The 19,290-nt window shown below is 71.0% G+C and carries 16 protein-coding genes and 1 other RNA gene; 12 read left to right on the top strand and 5 right to left on the bottom strand.

What is annotated here, in order from left to right:
* From ACFFF6_RS19325 to smpB, 4 genes are all read left to right on the top strand, one after another.
* Window positions 1-356, top strand: a 356-nt coding sequence (locus ACFFF6_RS19325; RefSeq protein WP_376983153.1) for a hypothetical protein, incomplete at its 5' end; no start/stop codon positions are given.
* Window positions 353-1,270, top strand: a complete 918-nt coding sequence (ftsX, locus tag ACFFF6_RS19320) for a permease-like cell division protein FtsX (RefSeq protein WP_376983152.1) — start codon at window positions 353-355, stop codon at window positions 1,268-1,270. The genes ACFFF6_RS19325 and ftsX, both read left to right, overlap by 4 nt.
* Window positions 1,271-1,273: 3 nt before the next feature.
* A complete protein-coding gene (locus ACFFF6_RS19315) occupies window positions 1,274-2,566 on the top strand; it encodes a M23 family metallopeptidase (RefSeq protein WP_376983151.1) in 1,293 nt (430 codons plus the stop codon).
* A 106-nt stretch (window positions 2,567-2,672) separates the two neighbouring features.
* Window positions 2,673-3,182 (top strand): SsrA-binding protein SmpB, encoded by a 510-nt coding sequence (smpB, locus tag ACFFF6_RS19310; protein WP_376983150.1) that lies wholly within the window; start codon window positions 2,673-2,675, stop codon window positions 3,180-3,182.
* 42 nt (window positions 3,183-3,224) lie between these two features.
* On the opposite strand, the gene ACFFF6_RS19305 is transcribed toward smpB, so the two are convergent.
* The gene (locus tag ACFFF6_RS19305; protein ID WP_376983149.1) at window positions 3,225-3,788 is read right to left on the bottom strand and encodes a hypothetical protein; all 564 of its coding nucleotides are present in this window, start codon (window positions 3,786-3,788) and stop codon (window positions 3,225-3,227) included.
* Between the two features lie 206 nt (window positions 3,789-3,994).
* Between ACFFF6_RS19305 and ssrA the strand changes: the two genes are divergently transcribed.
* Window positions 3,995-4,366, top strand: a transfer-messenger RNA (tmRNA) gene (ssrA, locus tag ACFFF6_RS19300).
* Window positions 4,367-4,472: 106 nt separating this feature from the next.
* Here the strand turns inward: ssrA and ACFFF6_RS19295 are convergent.
* Window positions 4,473-5,765, bottom strand: coding sequence for a multidrug effflux MFS transporter (locus ACFFF6_RS19295; RefSeq protein WP_376983147.1), 1,293 nt, complete (start codon window positions 5,763-5,765; stop codon window positions 4,473-4,475).
* A 38-nt stretch (window positions 5,766-5,803) separates the two neighbouring features.
* Between ACFFF6_RS19295 and ACFFF6_RS19290 the strand changes: the two genes are divergently transcribed.
* Window positions 5,804-6,256 carry a MarR family winged helix-turn-helix transcriptional regulator gene (locus tag ACFFF6_RS19290; RefSeq protein ID WP_376983146.1) on the top strand — a complete coding sequence of 151 codons (453 nt, stop codon included), beginning with the start codon at window positions 5,804-5,806 and terminating at the stop codon, window positions 6,254-6,256.
* 87 nt (window positions 6,257-6,343) lie between these two features.
* Window positions 6,344-6,556: a hypothetical protein gene (locus tag ACFFF6_RS19285; RefSeq protein WP_376983145.1), complete on the top strand. Its 213-nt coding sequence runs from the start codon at window positions 6,344-6,346 to the stop codon at window positions 6,554-6,556.
* A gap of 285 nt (window positions 6,557-6,841) precedes the next feature.
* Here the strand turns inward: ACFFF6_RS19285 and ACFFF6_RS19280 are convergent, their stop codons facing one another.
* Entirely contained in the window at window positions 6,842-7,705 is an 864-nt protein-coding gene (locus ACFFF6_RS19280) for a sugar phosphate isomerase/epimerase family protein (protein ID WP_376983144.1), read from the bottom strand.
* Window positions 7,706-7,995: 290 nt separating this feature from the next.
* On the opposite strand from ACFFF6_RS19280, the gene ACFFF6_RS19275 reads away from it, so the two are divergent.
* From ACFFF6_RS19275 to ACFFF6_RS19265, 3 genes are all read left to right on the top strand, one after another.
* The gene (locus tag ACFFF6_RS19275) at window positions 7,996-9,210 is read left to right on the top strand and encodes a Gfo/Idh/MocA family protein (protein WP_376983143.1); all 1,215 of its coding nucleotides are present in this window, start codon (window positions 7,996-7,998) and stop codon (window positions 9,208-9,210) included.
* Between the two features lie 330 nt (window positions 9,211-9,540).
* The gene (locus ACFFF6_RS19270; RefSeq protein WP_376983142.1) at window positions 9,541-10,053 is read left to right on the top strand and encodes a hypothetical protein; all 513 of its coding nucleotides are present in this window, start codon (window positions 9,541-9,543) and stop codon (window positions 10,051-10,053) included.
* A gap of 119 nt (window positions 10,054-10,172) precedes the next feature.
* Complete coding sequence (locus tag ACFFF6_RS19265) at window positions 10,173-11,153, top strand: phosphotransferase (RefSeq protein WP_376983141.1); 981 nt, start codon at window positions 10,173-10,175, stop codon at window positions 11,151-11,153.
* Here the strand turns inward: ACFFF6_RS19265 and ACFFF6_RS19260 are convergent.
* Together ACFFF6_RS19260 and tdh are read right to left on the bottom strand one after the other, a co-directional pair.
* The gene (locus tag ACFFF6_RS19260) at window positions 11,140-12,360 is read right to left on the bottom strand and encodes a glycine C-acetyltransferase (RefSeq protein WP_376983140.1); all 1,221 of its coding nucleotides are present in this window, start codon (window positions 12,358-12,360) and stop codon (window positions 11,140-11,142) included. The two genes, ACFFF6_RS19265 and ACFFF6_RS19260, sit on opposite strands and share 14 nt — an antisense overlap.
* Before the next feature lie 70 nt (window positions 12,361-12,430).
* Window positions 12,431-13,495, bottom strand: coding sequence for an L-threonine 3-dehydrogenase (gene tdh / locus ACFFF6_RS19255; protein WP_376983154.1), 1,065 nt, complete (start codon window positions 13,493-13,495; stop codon window positions 12,431-12,433).
* Between the two features lie 297 nt (window positions 13,496-13,792).
* On the opposite strand from tdh, the gene hrpA reads away from it, so the two are divergent.
* Window positions 13,793-17,677, top strand: coding sequence for an ATP-dependent RNA helicase HrpA (gene hrpA / locus ACFFF6_RS19250; protein WP_376983138.1), 3,885 nt, complete (start codon window positions 13,793-13,795; stop codon window positions 17,675-17,677).
* A gap of 63 nt (window positions 17,678-17,740) precedes the next feature.
* Entirely contained in the window at window positions 17,741-19,198 is a 1,458-nt protein-coding gene (locus ACFFF6_RS19245) for an NAD-dependent malic enzyme (protein ID WP_376983136.1), read from the top strand.
* Window positions 19,199-19,290: the final 92 nt, after the last annotated feature.

Below are 19,290 nucleotides of genomic sequence, written 5' to 3'. Positions count from 1 at the left end.
GCCGCCGCGCCCCTGCCCCGCGGGACGCGGCCGCGACGGCCGCGACCGTGGATGCGGCCCTGCAGGCCCGCGGAGCGGGTGACAGCCGCGCCGCGCGCGAGCTGGAGGACCTCTTCTCCGATCGCGTGCCGGGGGACGGCGCCCGCGACGACGTCGCGGAGGGCAGCACCGGGCTCGAGGAGTCGGCGCCGCCGGTGTCCCTCTGGATCGAGGACGCCGCGCAGGGCGGCCCCGAGCATGCGCGCGTGGTCCAGGACGTCATCGACGAGGACCACTACGACGAGCGCGACTCCGAGGAGGACGAGGACGCCCTCGCCTTCCAGGAGATCGCCGATGACCCGGAGGCGACGCGATGAGGGCGCGCTATATCTTCGGGGAGATCTTCACGGGCCTGTGGCGCAACATCGCGATGGTGCTGTCCGTCGTGATCGTCACGGCCGTCTCCCTCACCTTCGTGGGCACCGGCCTGCTGATGCAGAAGCAGATCATGGACATGAAGTCGACGCTCGTCGAGCAGTCCCAGGTGACGATCTTCCTGTGCTCGCCGCATTCGACGGCGGCCTCGTGCGCGGGCGGTCCCGCCACGGACGCGCAGACGCAGTCGGTGCGGGACGCGCTCGAGGGCGATGTGCTCTCCGGCTACGTCGACTCGTACACCGAGCGCAGCCAGGACGAGGCGCTCGCGATCTACCAGGAGCAGTTCGCCGGAGAGGGCTTCGTCTCCAACTTCACCGCCGAGGACATGCCCGTGTCCTTTCACATCACGTTGAAGGACGCGGACTCCTCGGCCGCGGTGGTCGAGTTCTTCCAGGGCCGCGACGGCGTGGACGAGGTCACCGACCTCCTCAGCGTCTTCGCCCCGTTCATCGACGCGCTCAACCAGTCGACCCTGTTCTCCCTCGGTCTGGCGGTGCTGATGCTCGTCGCCGCCGTGCTGCTGGTCGCAACGACGATCCGCATGTCGGTCGCCAACCGGAGGCGTGAGATCGCGATCATGCGTCTGGTGGGCGCCTCCAACGTGTTCATCCGCGCGCCGTTCCTGCTCGAGGGGGCCGTGGCCGCGATCATCGGCGGGCTCATCTCCACGGGCCTGCTGTGGGTGGGGCTGCGCTATCTCGTGGAGGACTGGCTCGCTCCGACCCTCGGGGCCCAGATCGTCTCGGTGAGCACCCATGATCTCCTCTGGGCGGGTCCCGTCCTCGTCGCCCTCGGGGCGGCGCTGTCGGTGGCCTCCTGCGTCGTCTCCCTGAACCGCTACCTCAAGGTCTGAGCCATGATCGCCCTCCAGCCCACCCGACGCCTGCTCTGCGCGGCCCTCGCCGCCGGTCTGCTCGTATCCCAGCTGCTGCTCGCGGGGACCGTCCCCTCCTTCGCCGAGGGCGACAGGGACGACAAGGTCGCGGAGAAGGCGAGCGTCGACCAGCAGCTCGAGGATGTCCGGGTGAGCCTCGAGGGCACCAACCAGGACCTCGCCGACACCTACGTCGCCCTCGCCGAGACGGAGCTGCGCATCCCCGAGGCGCAGCAGGCGCTCGAGGACGCGCAGGCCGCGCAGGCGACCGCCGAGGAGGAGAACCGGCTCGCGGGGGAGCGGCTGCAGACGGCGCAGGACGAGCTGGACCGTCTTACGAGCGAGGTCGAGACCGGGAAGGCGGAGGTCGACGCCTCCGACGAGCAGCTCGCCCAGATCGCCCTGGACGCGTACAAGGGCGGCGGGACTCCGAATCCGGCCAGCGTCTACATCGGCTCCCAGGAGCCGCAGCAGGCCGTGGACCGCTCGATGAACTACAAGCTCACCCTGTCCGCGCAGGACTCCGAGCTGGGGGACCTCCGCGACCGGCAGTCGCTGACGGAGAACTCGGCGGACCGCGTCTCCGCGGTCGAGGACGAGGTCGCCGATCTCAAGGTGAAGGCGCAGGAGGCGGAGGACGAGGCGACCCGGGCCGCCGATGACGCGGCCCGCGCGAAGCAGGACCTGGACGACCTGTATGCCGCCCAGATCCGCCAGCGTGATGATCTGGAGGCCAAGAAGACCCAGTACCAGGGCGATGCCTCGGCGCTCGCGGACCGCGGTGACACCCTCGACTCGGAGATCGCCGAGCTCGCCCGTGAGGAGAGCGAGCGCGGGAGCTCCGGGGGCGGCTCGGGCGGGAGCCTCGGCGCGGTCTCCGGTGCGGGCTTCCTGCAGCCTGTGGCGGGTCGTCTGAACTCGAACTTCGGCTGGCGGGTCCATCCGATCTACCACACCCGCAAGCTGCACAAGGGGGTGGACTTCCCCTCCGCCTGCGGCACCCCCGTGCGAGCGGCGGCGGACGGCCGGGTGGACCGGGCCTACTTCAACAGCCGCGCCGGCAACAAGGTGATCCTCACCCACGGCACCCGGAACGGGAAGGTCATCACGACCTCCTACCATCACCTGCAGCGCTACGCCGTCTCCTCCGGGCAGTCGGTCTCGCGCGGCCAGGTCGTCGGGTACATCGGCACGACCGGCTCCTCGACCGGCTGCCATCTCCACTTCGAGGTCCATGAGAACGGCACGGCCGTCAACCCGATGAACTATCTGTGAGTGCCCCGGGCACGGGTCGGTGCTCTGCGCCGAGGGCATAAAGACGTCGCGTCCGCGCAGGCGGTTCCGTATGCTGAGGTGTCCGGTTTCTGCGTGAGGAGGGACGATGGCGGCCAAGAAGTCCGCAGCGAAGAAGCAGTCCGCGAAGGACGAGGGGCCCGTCAAGAAGCTCATCGCCTCGAACAAGAAGGCGCGGCACGACTACCACATCGACGCCACGTACGAGGCGGGCATCGTCCTGACAGGCACCGAGGTGAAGTCCCTGCGCGATCGCGGCGCCTCGCTCGTGGACGGCTACTGCTACATCGAGCACGGCGAGATGTGGATGGACGCGGTCCACATCGCGCCCTACGTCAAGGGCACGTGGACCAACCATGCCGCCCGCCGCAAGCGCAAGCTCCTCCTGCACAAGGCGGAGATCGCCAAGCTCGCGGGGAAGACGCGGGAGAAGGGCTTCACGCTCATCCCGCTGGAGATGTACTTCCTGGGCTCGCACGCGAAGGTGGTCGTGGCGCTGGCCCGTGGCAAGAAGGAGTGGGACAAGCGGCAGACGCTGCGCGAGCAGCAGGATCTGCGCGAGGCGCAGCGCGCCATGCGTCGGCGCGAGCTGGTCTGAGCCTGCTCCTGCGCCCGACGAGCCCGCCCTCGGGCGGCGGGATCAGCCGGACCGGGAGATCCGTGCGAGCGTCTGTCGGCTCGAGGCGATCAGCTCGGCGTCCTCGGGGCTGAGGCTCTCGCGCAGGGAGAGCGCCCGTCGTGCGTCCTCACAGGCGGCGGCCAGCGTCCGGTGCGCGGCGAGCGGACGGTCCCGGGCCCGCAGATGCGCGGCATGCTCGAAGCGATTCTTCGCCCGATGCTGGAACACGGAGGCGAGGACCAGCAGGGAGCTGGGCGAGGTGGGGTCACCGAGCCCCGACTCCTCCGCCGCGATATCGAACTGCTCGTCCGCCGCGACGAACGCGCCCTGCCACTGGAGGACGTGTGCGTAGCGGGCGCGGCGCACCGCCCGCACCAGGGGCTGCACGCCCGCCTGCTCGAGGGCTCGGCGACCGGCGGCTGCCGCCTCGTCGAGCCGTCCGACGATCCGCAGGAACGCCACGGTGCGCGGATCCTCCGGATGGGCGTCGCACCAGGCGGACAGCGCGTCCGGGTCCTCGGCCACCTCGCGCAGGGTGTCCTCGTCGATGCGGATCCGCGACCCGGGGGCGTCGATGTGCGTCATCCCCTCATCCTCGCTCCTGACCCGGGATCGTGCCCGTCGGGAGGCGTTCGCGGTGAGCTGACGGATATTCGCTTCGCCTCCCGGGCAGGGCGCGCTAGACTGGGGGCACGGTCCGGGGCTCGCCCCGGCGCCGTGGTGATTGACAACGCAAGAGTGAGTGCATGGACGGCCGCAGGGCCGTCACATCTGTGCTGCAACCCACGCCAGGGGACGATCGGTTTCGACGGTAGTTGTCCAGCGAGGGGAAGCGGGCCGAGGATCCTAGGTCATCTCGTCAACGATCCTAGGAAACCAATAAGTGCCGAAACCAAGCGCACTGACTTCGCTCTCGCTGCCTGATCAGCGTTAGCAGTCTGGAACCCCGGGGGTGCTCCTGACCCGGATCGTTCCATCATCCAAGGAGCCACTGCTTCCGGCCTTCGTCATCGAGGTCGGGTGAACACCTCAGAGTGACTGAGTCCGTCGACGACGTGTCCGTGCGAGCGTCGGGACTGAGAACACGTCTTTCACGGACTGCGCCCGGAGAAGCCCTGGCTTCGCACTATCGGACGCGGGTTCGATTCCCGCCGTCTCCACGCATGCACTCACCGACGAAGGCCCCCTCACCTGCGCGAACGCGCGGGGGAGGGGGCCTTCGTCGTGCCTGCTCCCGGGACCGGACGGGCCCCGGGGCAGCGATCGGCCTCACCCGCGTCGGCATCGGGCGTCAGCGGAGCCCGGCCCGCACCTGCGGCGCCTGCGCAGGTCCGCGACCAGCAGCGGCAGCAGCGCCAGCAGGACGCAGGCCGTCATGGCCGCTCCCATGATGCCCGGGCCCGTGCCCAGCTGCGAGGTGATCCAGGCCGCGAGGGCCGCGAGGAGGAACTGGAGCATGCCCTGCAGGGAGGAGGCGGTTCCGGCGGAGTCCCCGTGCTCGGCGAGCGCGAGGGAGGTCGCATCGGCGAGAACCGGGCCCAGCATCGAGACGGTCACGAACAGGGCGACGAGCAGCAGGGGGAGCGGGGCCCGGAGGAATGCGCAGGCGGTCACCGCGAGGCCGCCGATCGCGGCGACCAGCAGGCTCCCGCGCAGGAGCGTCGCCTCGGAGGCCCAGCGCCCGACGATCCGGCCGTTCACCCATCCGGCGATCACGATCCCCAGGCCGTTCGCGCCGAAGACGAGGCCGAACTCGAGCGCGGAGAGCCCGTGGAGGTCCTGCAACACGAAGGCGGAGCCGGAGATGTAGACGAAGACCGCGGAGAACATGAGCGCGGCGGCGAGGACATGGCGGCGGAGGTCGGCATCAGCCAGGAGGCGGCCGAATCCGCTGAGGACCGCATCCGTCCGCGCGGGACGCCGACGGTGCGCGGGCAGCGATTCGGGCAGGAAGGCGATGACGGCCAGGAGGAGCAGGGTGCCGATGCCGACCAGCACGCCGAAGACGGCGCGCCAGCTGGCCCAGGTCAGCAGCTGGGCGCCGAGGACGGGCGCGAGGACCGGGGCGAGTCCGTTCACGAGCATGAGGGTCGACAGGAACCGGGTCATGGCCGTCCCGGAGTGCAGGTCCCGGGCGATCGCGCGAGCGAGGACGGTGCCGGTGGCCGCGCCGAGGGACTGGATCAGGCGGGCGGCGATGAGCCATTCCACGGAGGGCGCGAGGGCGCAGCCCAGGGATCCGATCACATAGATCCCGAGGCCGATCAGCAGCGGGGCGCGGCGCCCCCAGGCGTCGGAGAGCGGTCCGGCGAGCACCTGCCCGAGGGCGAGGCCGATCACGAACACGGTCAGCGTCGCCTGCACCGCGGAGGCGTCCGTGGCCAGCTGCTGCGCCATCGACGGCATGGCCGGGACGTACATGTCGATGGTGAGCGCACCGAAGGCGCTGAGCGAGCCGAGCAGGAGCACGAGGCCCAGTCGGGCGCGTCGTGCGCCGTGCTCGCGGACGCTCGGGCGCGCGGGGATCGGTGCGGTGCGGGACGATGATTGAGTGATGCTCACATAATTATGATGCCATACGATCAGGGTAGGATCCAGCCATGGCATCGTCCTCGGAGAACGACCTCGGCGACCTCGCCGATCTGATCCTCAACGTCGGCCGCCTCGTCCGGGCCCGCACCCCGACCGGAGGCGACATCGTCGAGCTCACGGAGACAGAGCGTCATGTCATGCGGATCGTCGATCTGCACCCCGGCAGCTCGCCCAGCGAGATCGCGGATCTCTCGCGTCTGCAGCGCAGCAACGTCAGCACCGCGCTGCGCACCCTCGAGGACAAGGGGATGGTCGACCGTCGGCCCACCTCGGGCAGGAGCATCGCCGTCACCCCGACCGAACGGGCGCACGAGAACCTCCGGCAGCTGCAGGCCGCCTGGGCCGATGAGCTGCGCGGCATCATCACCACCCCCGCATCCCGCGAGGCAGTGACCCGTTGCATCGAGGTCCTCGCGCAGATGGAGCAGCACCTCATCAGGCCGCCCGCGGATCCTCGCTGACCCCCGCGCAAGGGCTTCACACACTCCCTGCGGGAGATCCACGCCGCGCGACCACCTCCTCCACCGGCCCCGGCCTAGGCTCGGTCCATGAAGAAGAACACGCAGGTCCGCATCGTCTCGACAGCTCGAGAGGGTCTTGCCCGCGTACTGGTCGCCGCGAGCCTGCTGCTCGGCGCGGGCGCCGTGATCGCCGCGACGACCGTGTCCTGGATCGCGCCGGGATGGCTCGCGGGTGCGGGCTTCGCGGGCCTCGTCGGCTCCGCCGTCGCCGGCCGCAGGGCGATCCCCGCCGAGTCCTGACCTCGCGCGGTATCAGGCCTCCCGCGCGCGTGCCGGTCCCGGAGCCTGAAGCATGCGGCAGGTACGAGGACCGGCACGCGCCGCGGCGGTTCGCCGGAGCGGAGCCGATAGGTGCGTGCTGGATTGGCTGGTCGCCACCGCACCGTCCTGCGGGAGCGCTCGTGCCTCGCTCTCCCTCCGGCCGGAGCGGAGCCGATCAGGGGCGTGCGGGATTGGCTGATCGCCACCGCACCGTCCTGCGGGAGCGCTCGTGCCTCGCTCTCCCTCCGGCCGGAGCGGAGCCGATCAGCCGGTGATCAGCGGCTCGTAGCCGAGCTCGACCAGATGTGCACGGCTCATGGCGAGCGAGTCCCAGATGTCGCGATCGTAGGTCTGGTCCTGCTCGATCAGCAGGTGCTCGGCGCCCGAGGCGATGCCCTGCTCGATGACGGGCCTCCAGTCCAGATTGCCCTCGCCGACCTCGGCGAACTGCACGATGTCCCGTGCCCAGTAGTCGCGGAAGAACGCACCGGCGTCCCCCGCGTCGAGCTTCGCGAAATCCGGGTAGGCGATCCGGAAGTCCTTCAGATGCACCAGGTCCAGCACGCCGTCGAACGCCTTCAGGGTGCGCTCGGGATCCATGCCCCCGCGCGCCACCCAGTGGCAGTCGATCTCGAAGCGCAGGTGCGGCGCGTTCTCCCGGATGATGTCCAGGACCTGCACGCCGTCGAGCTTCGCGAACTCGACGTGGTGGTTGTGGTAGCTGAGGCTGAGCCCCTGCTCGGCGAAGCGCTGCGCGTAGCCGTCCGCCTCGGCGCAGAAGGCGAGCAGCGCCTCCTTCGAGCGGAGCGCGTCCATCGGCATCATGCCGATGCGCAGGAACCGGGTGCCGAGCGCCGTGGCATGTGCCGCGTGGAGGTCGAAGTCCTTCGCCAGGGTCAGCTCCGTGCTGCCCTCCGGGGCCGAGGTCTTCGCGGAGATCGCCGCGTACTCGATGCCGAGGCTCTCCCGGGCGGCGGCGAACTCGGCGACGTTCTCCTCGGTCATCGGGATCTGCGAGACCTCGACGACACGGAAGCCGGTGTCGCGCACCTGGGTGAGGACATCGGTGACGCCGCGCTCGGCGATCTGATCCTTGAGCATCATGAGCTGGATGCCGATACGTGCCATGGGGCCCTCCTGGGGCTGGGATCGGTGGACTGTCCGACGCGAGGGAGGGCGAGCTCGAGGGCCGCTGTGCCCGTCGCATGCTGAAGACCCTAGTCAGGGGCGTGCTGCGCCCGTCCGACGGTTGCCGTCGGTTGCCCTGCAGGTCGCGGACGGCACATGGCTCCCGGACCTGGCAACCGGCGGCAACCCCTGTCGCCCGGCCACCCCTCCCACCACGATCGGAGGGATCCCGCTGCGGCGCGGCCTGCCGTGCTGCGGACCGGGCGAGGACACGAACCGAAAGGCAGACCATGACGACGACGTCGACCTCTCCGACGAGCGACACCCCGCAGAGCTCCGAGGGGACCGTGCGCCTCGGGATCATCGGCACGGGCACCCAGGGCTCGGCCTACGCGCACTTCATCTCGCAGGGCCTGGTCCCTCACATGAGCCTCGGCGCCTTCGCCGACACCGATCCTGCGGCCCTCGCCGCCATCTCGGAGAAGCATCCGGGCGTGCCGACCTTCGCGACGCACCAGGAGCTCATCGGCTCCGGTCTCGTCGACGCCGTCATCACCACCATCCCGCATTACCAGCATCCCGATGTCGCGATCGCCGCGATCGAGGCCGGGATCCCCACCATCGTGGAGAAGCCCGCCGCCGTGCACACCACGCAGGTGAAGCGCCTGAACGAGGTCGCGGCCGCCCATCCCGAGGTCCCCTTCGCGATCATGTTCAACCAGCGCAACAATCCGCTGTACCAGCAGATCAAGCAGATCGTCGACGCCGGGGAGATCGGCGAGGTCCTCCGTTCGACCTGGATCATCACCACCTGGTGGCGACCGCAGGGCTATTACGAGCAGTCGGCCTGGCGCGCGACCTGGGGTGGCGAGGGTGGCGGCGTCCTCGTGAACCAGGCCCCCCATCAGCTGGACCTGTGGCAGTGGATCTGCGGCGTGCCGAAGAAGGTCTTCGCCAAGGCCGGCTTCGGCTTCCGTCGGGACATCGCCGTGGAGGACGAGGTCACCGCGCTCGTCGACTACGGTGACGGCCGCACCGGCACCTTCATCACCTGCACCCACGACCTCTCCGGCACCGACCGCCTGGAGATCCTCGGCACCCAGGGCAAGATCGTCGTCGAGGGCTCGAAGACCGCGACCGTCAAGCGCTACTCCCGGCCTGAGAAGGAGATCTCCGACGAGTCCACCCCGGAGAGCGCTCGCGCGCTCATGAGCGGCAACGGCGCGAGCCTCGAGGACGTCGTGACGACCGAGGTCATCGAGGACACGTCCGCCTGGGGTGCGCAGCACTCCGGCGTGCTCGAGAACTTCGCCCAGCACGTCCTGGGCCAGGCCGAGCTCATCGCTCCCGGCAGCGACGGCATCCACGGCGTGCGCCTGGCCAATGCGATCCACCTCTCCGCCTGGACGGGGCGCGAGGTGCCGATCGACTTCGACGAGGCGGAGTACCTCGCCGAGCTGAACAAGCGCATCGAGGCGGAGGGGGAGTACCCGACCCAGAGCTGATCGCGACGGCTGCCCTCCCTCGGGGCGGCGCCGGCGCGTGATCCGACACAGCGCGCCGCATCCCTCGGGCCCGCATGGCATCGACCATGCGGGCTCGTCGCGTTCCCGGCGGGTGGGCGCCGGTGGGCCCGTGCGGGGATGATGCGGGGATGATCGGGAGGGAGCCGCGGGGGTTATTGGACAGGTGTTGAAAGTGTGGGTGACGTGCGTTCTACGATCCAGTCATCATCGGCAGGCGAAGGCTGACCACCTCCGCCGTTGGCCCCATGATCCGGTGCGACGGGCCCTGGTCCGGCCCTCGCGCCGGTTCGACGACGGAGAGAGAACACCATGCCCCATCCCCGAGATCTCACCCTGCCCGCAGACGCCCCGCGGGCCTCCCGCCGTGCGCTCATGAAGGGCATCGCCTGGGCGGCGCCGGTGGCATCGATCGCGATCGCGGCCCCCGCCATCGCCTCCTCGAACCAGCCCCCCATCGACGTCTCCCTGGGCGGCGACTCCTGCAAGTGGACCGAGGGCCACAAGCAGTACTACATCACCTTCGACATCGCGAACAACCGCAACTACGCGGTCGAGTACCGGGTGATCGCCCTGACCGTGACGCCGAACTCCGGGTCGACCATCACCTTCACGGAGACGCTTCCGACGGAGTGGACGGAGATCGGCGTCGGCGAGGACTCCTTCGCAGACTTCCTCTCGAACCAGAGCAACAACATCGCGCAGGGCACGGCGAACGTCACCTTCGAGGTCCGCAAGGTCGGCGAGCAGGACGTCGAGCAGGTCACGGGCACCTTCGTCGTCAGCGAGCTCCCGCCGTGCCAGGAGGATCCCCCCATCGCCTGATCCGAGGCTCCCGCGGAGGCAGGTGCGGCGTCGACGGCTCGGCCGGGCATGCGCACCGGAGCCTCCCGGGAGCCGGAGCGCCGCGGCCTCGCGATCCCGCCCGGCGCTATGGTGGTCCGGTGAGCGACCCCGACACGGCGCAGGACCCTGCGTTCCCCGTCCCCCCGGCGCTCCCGGGCATCCCGGGGATGCGCCCCGCGGCTGCTCCGCACCTCCTGGGTCGCGGATGGGACAACGAGATGCACCTCCTGGGCCAGCTCGCGGACGGGACGCGCGTGGTCCTGCGTCAGCCGCACCGCGCGCTGGGACGGGAGATCCTCCGCCACGAGATCGCCGTCCTGCCGCGGATCGCCGCCCTGCTCGACCGGGAACGGGCCCCCGCCTTCCTCGTCCCGCGCGTGCTCGCGACGATCGGCGAGGACGAGCGCGGCGGACCGGCCGCCGTGGTCACCTGGATCGACGGGGAGGTCGTGGCCGACGCGGTGCTGCGCGCCGATGCCGCGCGCACCGCCCGTCTGGCCGCCCGGCTGGGGCGTGCGCTCGCCGCGCTGCATCGGCCCGCCCCCGCGGAGCACCGGCGCAGCACCTTCCGCGGGGTGCCGCTCGCCGCGATCCGCGACCGCGCCGCGGCGGATCTCGCGACCCTGCGCGGGTCGGATCCGGCGCTGCGTCCCGCGCCGGAGCACCTCTGCGTGATCGAGCGGGAGATGCGCCGCGGCCTCGCCGCCCCGCCGTGGGACGGCCCGGACCTGCTGCTCCACGGCGACCCGCATCCCGCGAACCTGGTCGAGACGCCGGAGGGCGAGCTGGGCCTGATCGACTGGGGCGACACGACGGCCGGCGACCCGGCGAGCGATGCCGGGCAGCTGTTCGTGCTCGACCCCGGCGGAGCGGCATGGCGTGCCTACCGCGACGCCCGGGAGCCGCACGGTGATCCGGAGGCGCTCGAGACGCGGTCGCGGGCCTGGGCGGTGCGCTTCGCCGGCCTGATCATCGCGCATGCCGTGAGCGGGGGAGACGGCGCGCAGGCGCCCCTGGAGGCCTGTGCGCGCCGCCTGCTGAGCGCCTGGTCCGCGGACCAGGCGCTCAGCCCGCGGTGACCGCCTCGCGGGAGGCGACGAAGGCCTGCACGGCGGTCTCGACGTCGTCCGCGGAATGCGCCGCGGAGAGCTGCACCCGGATCCGGGCCTTCCCCTGCGGCACGACGGGGTACGAGAACGCGGTCACGTACACGCCCCGCTCGAGCATCGCATCGGCGACCTGACCCGCCAGGCGGGCGTCTCCGAACATGACGGGGACGATCGCGTGCTCGCCGGGCAGCAGCGAGAAGCCCTCCCCCTCCATGCGGGAGCGGAACAGCTCCGCGTTCTCGAACAGCGTCGTGCGCAGCTCCGCGCTGGTCGCGACCAGGTCGAGCGCCTTCAGTGTGGCCGCGACGATCGAGGGGGCGAGCGAGTTGGAGAACAGGTAGGGCCGCGCCCTCTGACGCAGCAGCTCGATGATCTCGGCGCGTCCGGAGACGTAGCCGCCGCTCGCCCCGCCGAGCGCCTTGCCGAAGGTGCCGGTGTACAGGTCCACACGATCGGAGACCCCGAAGTGCTCGGGGGTGCCGGCGCCGGTGGCTCCCATGAAGCCGACCGCATGCGAGTCGTCGACCAGGACCAGGGCGCCGAACTCCTCGGCCAGGTCGCAGATCCCCGGCAGCGGGGCGAGGTAGCCGTCCATCGAGAACACGCCGTCGGTGACGATGATCGTGCGCCGCGCGCCCGCTCCGTCGCGCAGCTGTGCGACCGCCTCGAGCTGGGTGCGCAGGTCCGCGAGGTCGGCATTGCGGTACCGGAAGCGGGCCGCCTTGGACAGGCGGATCCCGTCGATGAGGGAGGCGTGGTTCAGCTCGTCGGAGATGATCGCGTCCTCCTTCCCGAACAGGGACTCGAACACGCCGCCGTTGGCGTCGAAGCACGAGGAGAACAGGATCGTGTCGTCGGTGCCGAGGAAGCGGCTCACGGCCCCCTCGAGCTGCTGGTGCAGGTCCTGGGTGCCGCAGATGAACCGGACCGACGCCATCCCGAAGCCGCGCTCGTCCAGGGCCTTCCGGGCCGCGGCGAGGATGTCGGGGTGGTCGGCGAGGCCCAGATAGTTGTTCGCGCAGAAGTTCAGGACCTCCGCTGCGCCATCCGTGCCGGAGGCGGTGCGCACGTGCGCGGACTGCGGGGAGGCGAGGGCGCGCTCCTGCTTGTAGGTGCCGGCCTCGCGGATCGCGTCGAGCTCGGTGCGCAGCTCCTGCTGCAGGGCGGTGTAGACCATGGGGGCTCCTTGCCTGGAGATGGGGGACGGAACGGACGGGGAGAAGGGGCCGCGGGATCGGGCCGCGCGGTCAGGAGACGGTCGACCAGTCCAGGACGACCTTGCCGGCCTCCCCGGTGCGGGCGATCTCGTATCCCTGGGCCCAGTCACGGGCGGGAAGCACGTGCGTGACCGTTGCGAGGATGGTCTCGCGCAGCGGTGCGGAGGTCGTGAGCATCGCGGACATGACGTTCCAGGTCTCGAACATCTCCCGCCCGTAGATGCCCTGCAGGGTCAGCATCCGCGTGACCACCGCCGTCCAGTCGATCCCGAACTGTCGGGAGGGCAGGCCCAGCAGGGCGATCTTCCCGCCGTGGTTCATGTTCTCGATCATCTCCTGCAGCGCCGCGGCCTGCCCGGAGATCTCCAGCCCCACGTCGAAGCCCTCTCGCATGCCCAGCTGCTGCTGGGCATCGCGGATCCGGGTGCGGGAGACGTCCACCGTGACATCCGCGCCGGCGCGGCGCGCCATCTCCAGACGATGCTCGGCCACGTCCGTGATCGTGATGTAGCGGGCACCGGCGTGACGGGCCACGGCTGCGGACATCTGCCCGATCGGGCCCGCCCCTGTGATCAGCACGTCCTCTCCGACCAGCGGGAACTTGAGCGTCGTATGCACCGCGTTGCCGAGCGGATCGAACAGGGCGCCCAGCTCCGGGCCGATCACGTCCTCGCGGCTGCCGTGCTCGTGGACCCAGACGTTCAGATGCGGGATGGTCACGAACTGCGCGAAGGCGCCGTCGCGCTGCACCCCGACCGACCGCACCCGGATGCACATCTGCTTGCGCCCCGCGCGGCAGTTGCGGCACGTCCCGCAGACCACATGCCCCTCACCCGAGACCCGGTCCCCGACCAGGACGTCGGCGACCTCCGAGCCGACCTCGACGACCTCTCCGTAGAACTCGTGCCCCGGGGTGAAGGGCACCGTGTCGCACATGGCCCTCGCGGAGTCGTCCCAGGCGAGGATGTGCAGGTCGGTGCCGCAGATCCCGGCGCGCAGCACGCGGATCTTCACGTCCCAGGGGCCGCAGCCCGGTTCGGGGACGCGGGAGAGCTCGAGGCCCTGGTGCGGGCCGGTCTTGCGCAGGGCGAGCATGGTGCGCCCGGTGGGCGCGGGTGCGGCGTCGGATCGCGGCATGGGCAGGTTCTTCCTCCAGGGACGGCGTCGTCGTCGACAGGACCAGCCTACTGGCGATCCCGGGGGCAGGTGCACGCACCTGCGCGCACGGGAGCGTCCCGGTCAGCTCCGCGCGGAACGGTCGCGGCGCACGTCCCGGTCCGCGACCCCGAGCGCTGCGGGTGCGGCCGCTGAACCGGGCCCGATGTGACGAGGACGCCGATGGGCCGATAAGCACGAGCGTCCGCCGGATGCTGCGCTCTAGCATGGGGAACCATGAGCGATCGTCCCGCCGCCCCCGCCCGCCCGGATGCCGGGGCCCTGGCGATCACCTATCCCGCTGATCTGCCCGTCTCCCAGCGCCGCGAGGACATCCAGCAGGCGATCCGGGAGAACCAGGTCGTCGTGATCGCGGGCGCGACCGGCTCCGGCAAGACCACCCAGATCCCCAAGATGCTCCTGGAGATGGGGTACGGCGGCCGCGGCAGACTCATCGGCCACACGCAGCCGCGGCGCATCGCGGCCCGCTCCGTCGCGCAGCGCATCGCCTCCGAGCTCGGCGAGAAGCTGGGGGAGGGGACCGTCGGGTACCAGGTCCGCTTCACCCGCGAGGTCTCCCGGGGCGCGCGCCTCAAGCTCATGACCGACGGCATCCTCATGGCGGAGATCGCGCACGACCGCCTGCTGCGCCGCTACGACGCGATCATCATCGACGAGGCGCACGAGCGGTCACTCACGATCGACGTGATCCTCGGATACCTGCGCCAGATCCTCCCCGAGCGGCCCGATCTCAAGGTCGTCATCACCTCGGCGACCATCGACCCCGAACGCTTCGCCGAGCACTTCGGCAGCCGTCTCCCCTCCGGGGAGCTGCGCCCCGCCCCGATCATCGAGGTCTCCGGCCGTACCTATCCGGTCGAGATCCGCTACCGACCGCTCGTGCTGGACGCCGAGCTCGAGGACGAGGACGAGCTCGAGGACATCCACTCCATCGAGCGGGACCTGGGCCAGGCGATCACCGACGCGGTCGACGAGCTGATCGACGAGGGCCCCGGGGACATCCTCGTCTTCCTCCCCGGGGAGCGCGAGATCCGCGAGATCCAGGAGGCGCTGCAGGCGCACCTGACCCGCTCCGGGCGCACGGGGCGCGGTCGCCTCCCCGTCGAGGTGCTGCCCCTGTTCGGACGGCTCTCCGCCGCCGACCAGCAGAAGATCTTCTCTCCGCGGGCGCAGGGCACCTCCCGCCGCATCGTGCTCGCGACCAACGTCGCGGAGACCTCGCTGACGGTCCCCGGCATCACCTACGTCGTCGACTCCGGCCTCGCCCGCATCTCCCGCTACTCCCAGCGCACCAAGGTCCAGCGCCTTCCCATCGAGCCGATCTCGCAGGCGAGCGCGAACCAGCGCTCGGGCCGCTCGGGCCGCACCTCCCCGGGCGTGGCGATCCGCCTCTACTCCGAGGAGGACTTCGAGGCCCGCCCCGCCTTCACGGAGCCGGAGATCCTGCGCACCTCCCTGGCCTCCGTCGTCCTGCTGATGACGAGCCTCGGCCTCGGCGACGTCGAGTCCTTCCCCTTCGTCGAGCCGCCCGCGAGCCGCGCCATCGCCGACGGCGTCCGTCTGCTCGAGGAGCTGCGGGCGATCGAGACCGATCCGACGGCTCCGGGAGGCCGTCGGCTCACCGACATCGGCCGCCAGCTCGCCCGCTTCCCCCTGGACCCCCGCATGGCCCGTATGCTCATCGAGGCCGATCGCCTCGGAGCGCTGCGCGAGGTGCTCATCATCGTCGCGGGCCTCTCCATCCAGGACCCGCGCGAGCGGCCGCTGGGCCAGGAGCAGCAGGCCCGCCAGAAGCACAAGCGCTTCGAGGACGAGACCAGCGACTTCCTGTCCTACCTGAACCTGTGGAACCACCTCGAGGAGCGCCGCCGGGACCTGTCCGGCTCCGCCTTCCGCCGCGAGGTGCGCGCCGACCACCTCCACTACCTGCGCATCCGCGAATGGTGGGACCTCCACCAGCAGCTGCGCGAGATGGCCAAGGACGCCGAGCTGCACACGAGCTCGAACGACGCCTCCCCGCTCGCGATCCACCAGTCCCTGCTCGCGGGCCTGCTCAGCCACGTCGGCCTGTACGAGGAGCGCTCGCGCGAGTACGCCGGCGCCCGCGGTGCCCGCTTCGCCCTCTGGCCCGGATCGGCGCTCGCCAAGAAGCGCCCCGACCTCGTCATGGTCGCCGAGCTCGTGGAGACCTCCCGCCTGTGGGGCCGCACCGCGGCGAGGATCGACCCCGCCTGGGTCGAGGAGATCGGCGCGCACGTGGTGCGCCGCTCCTACTCCGCCCCGCACTGGTCGACCAAGCGCGCGAGCGCCATGGCGCATGAGAAGGTCACCCTCTACGGCGTGCAGATCGTCGCCGACCGCGTGACCGCCTACGGGACGGTCGACCCGGAGCTCTCGCGCGACATCTTCATCCAGAACGCGCTCGTGGAGGGGGACTGGACGACCCGCCACCACTTCTTCCGCGACAACCGCGCGCTCATCGCGCAGCTGGAGGAGCTCGAGGCGAAGACCCGTCGCCGCGACCTGCTCATCAGCGACGAGCAGCTGTTCCGCTTCTACGACGCCCGGATCCCGCAGAAGGTCGTCTCCGGGCGGCACTTCGACTCCTGGTGGAAGACGCAGCGCCACGAGACCCCGGACCTGCTCACCCTCACCGAGCAGGACCTGCTGGATCCGGAGGCGGATCTCACCGGTCTCGCCCGCGACTTCCCCGACACCTGGGTGCAGGGCGACCTGACCCTGCCGCTGCGCTACTCCTTCGGCGAGGTCGGGGCGAAGGGGCGGGACGGCGTCACCGCGACCATCCCGCTCGCGGTGCTCAACCGCGTCACCGCGCGCGGCTTCGACTGGCTGGTCCCGGGCATGCGCGAGGAGCTGGTCACCGAGCTGATCCGCTCCCTGCCCAAGCCCATCCGCCGTCACCTCGTCCCTGCCCCGGAGCGCGCCAAGGCCGTGGCTGCGATCCTCCACGACGACGACCCGGATGCGGGGGAGCCCTTCGTCGAGGCGGTCGCCGACGAGCTCGTCGCCCTCGACGGCGTCCCGGCGGATCTCCCTCTGTACGGCAGCGAGTTCGACCTCGCGAAGCTCCCGCCGCACCTGCGCATGCACTTCCGGGTCGTGGATGGCTCCGGGAAGGAGATCGGTGCGGGCGACGACCTCGCAGCTCTTGCGCAGCGCCTGTCGAAGCGGGTCGCGGCCTCCGCCTCCCGTGCCGGCGACGACCTCGCCCGCTCCGATCTCGAGAGCTTCCCGGTGGACGGCGTCCCCGCCGTCCACCGGAGCACCGTGGGCGGGCTGCCGGTCACCGGGTATCCGGCCCTCGTCGCCCGTCCCAGGAAGGACGGCCGGATCGAGCGGGTGGACCTGCAGGTGCTGCCCACGGCCGAGGAGCAGGCGCTGCGCCATCGCGACGGCGTGATCGCCCTCATCGACCGCGAGCTGCACCCGGACCTCGGCGAGGTGCTGAAGGCGCTGCCGAACCCGACCAAGCTCGCCGTCGCGTCCTCGCCCTACGCCTCGACCCCCGCGCTCCTGGCCGATGCCTCCCGCGCGGCGATCGACGCCCTCCTCGGGGAGGAGCCCGTGCGCACCCGCGCGCAGTTCGACGCCGCGCTCGTCCGGATCCGCGAGGAGCATCGCGACCTCGCCGCCGCCACGGTCCGCGCCGCCGCCGCGGCGCTCGCCGCGAACGCGCAGCTGCAGCGCTCCATCTCCCGCGTCTCCTCCCTCGCCCTGCTGGACCGGCTGACGCAGCTGCGCGCTCACGCCGAGTCCCTGCTCGGGGACGGATTCATCGCGCGCACGGGCACGGAGCGCATCGGCGACCTCGAGCGGTACCTGAAGGCCGATCAGCAGCGGCTGGAGAAGATGCAGGAGAACCCGCGCCGGGACGAGCAGCTGGCCTGGCAGGTCACGGACCTGACGCAGCTGTGGGAGCGGACGCGGCAGAAGCTCGGCGCGGCCCGTCTCCTCGAGCCCGACGCACGGGAGATCCCCTGGATGCTGGAGGAGCTGCGGGTGAGCCTGTTCGCCCAGACGCTCGGCACGAAGCGGACCGTCTCCGACACCCGGATCCGCAAGGCGATCGCGAAGCTCTGATCCCGGCGCGCGGTCCGGGGCGAAACGGTGAAATCGGGCGCCGGGGGTCGTTAGGATCGGGGCATGTCATCGACGCCATCTGTGAGCTACTCCATCACGATCCGACTCGAGTTCGCGGCCCGGTCCGCGGCCGTCAGCGATATCACCGGCAGGATCGAGGAGCACGGGGCCTCGGTCACCGCGCTGGACGTGTCCGCATCCGGCCCCGAGCGCATGCGCGCGGACATCACCGTGCTCACCGCCGGCCATGACCATGCCCGCGAGGTCGTCGACGCGCTGCGCGAGCTCGACGGCGTCGAGCTCGGCAAGGTCTCCGACCGTACCTTCCTCGCCCATCTCGGAGGGAAGCTCACGGTCGAGTCGAAGGTTCCGATCCGCCACCGAGACGACCTCTCCATGGTGTACACGCCCGGGGTGGCCCGCGTCGTGAAGGCGATCGCGGAGCACCCGGAGGATGCGCGGCGCCTGACCATCAAGCGCAACGCGGTCGCGGTCGTCTCCGACGGCTCCGCGATCCTGGGCCTCGGCGACCTGGGGCCCCTCGCGGCCATGCCGGTCATGGAGGGCAAGGCCGCCCTGTTCAAGCGCTTCGCGAACATCGACGCCTTCCCGATCTGCCTGGACGCGCATTCGGTGGAGGACATCGTCTCCCACGTCAAGGCGATCGCCCCGGTCTTCGCCGGGATCAACCTCGAGGACATCTCGGCACCTCGCTGCTTCGAGATCGAGGACCGCCTGCGCGCGGAGCTCGACATCCCGGTCTTCCACGACGACCAGCACGGCACCGCGATCGTCGTGGTCGCGGCCCTGCGCAACGCGCTGCGCGTGGTGGAGAAGGACATCGCGACGGCGCGCATCGTCCTCTCCGGCGCGGGGGCCGCGGGCACCGCGATCCTCCGCCTGCTGCGCGCCGCCGGCGCCCGCGACGTGATCGTCACCGACATCGACGGCATCGTCCACGAGGACCGCGAGCAGCTCGAGGGCCGCCTGCCCTGGATCGCAGAGGTCACCAACCGCCGCGGCCTCACCGGCACGCTGCAGGACGCGGTCGTCGGGGCCGATGTCTTCATCGGCGTGAGCGCCGGGAACATCCTCACCGCCCAGGACGTGTCCACGATGGCGGAGCGCGCGATCGTCTTCGCGATGGCGAACCCGACGCCGGAGATCGATCCCGTGGAGGCCTCGAAGCACGCGGAGGTCGTCGCGACCGGACGCAGCGACTTCGCCAACCAGATCAACAACGTGCTCGCGTTCCCCGGAGTGTTCCGCGGCCTGCTGGACGCCCACGCCACGAACATCAGCGACCGCATGCTGCTGGCCGCTGCCGAGGCCCTCGCCGATGTCGTCGGCATGGAGGAGCTGAACCCGACGTACATCGTCCCGAGCGTCTTCCACGAGGGCGTCACCAAGGCGGTCGCCTCCGCGGTGGAGAGGGTCGCTCGCGAGGAGGCCGGCACCGTCGACACGATCACCGGCACCATGACGGCCGTCTACGCCGACGAGATCACGCTCGAGGGCTGATCGGCTCCGCTCCGGCCGGAGGGAGAGCGAGGCACGAGCGCTCCCGCAGGACGGTGCGGTGGCGATCAGCCAATCCAGCACGCACCTGATCG

This window comes from Brachybacterium hainanense, from assembly GCF_042434575.1.
Lineage (GTDB): Bacteria > Actinomycetota > Actinomycetes > Actinomycetales > Dermabacteraceae > Brachybacterium > Brachybacterium hainanense.
Note: the sequence above shows the minus strand (reverse complement) of the source record. Positions and strands in the feature narration are given on the sequence as shown.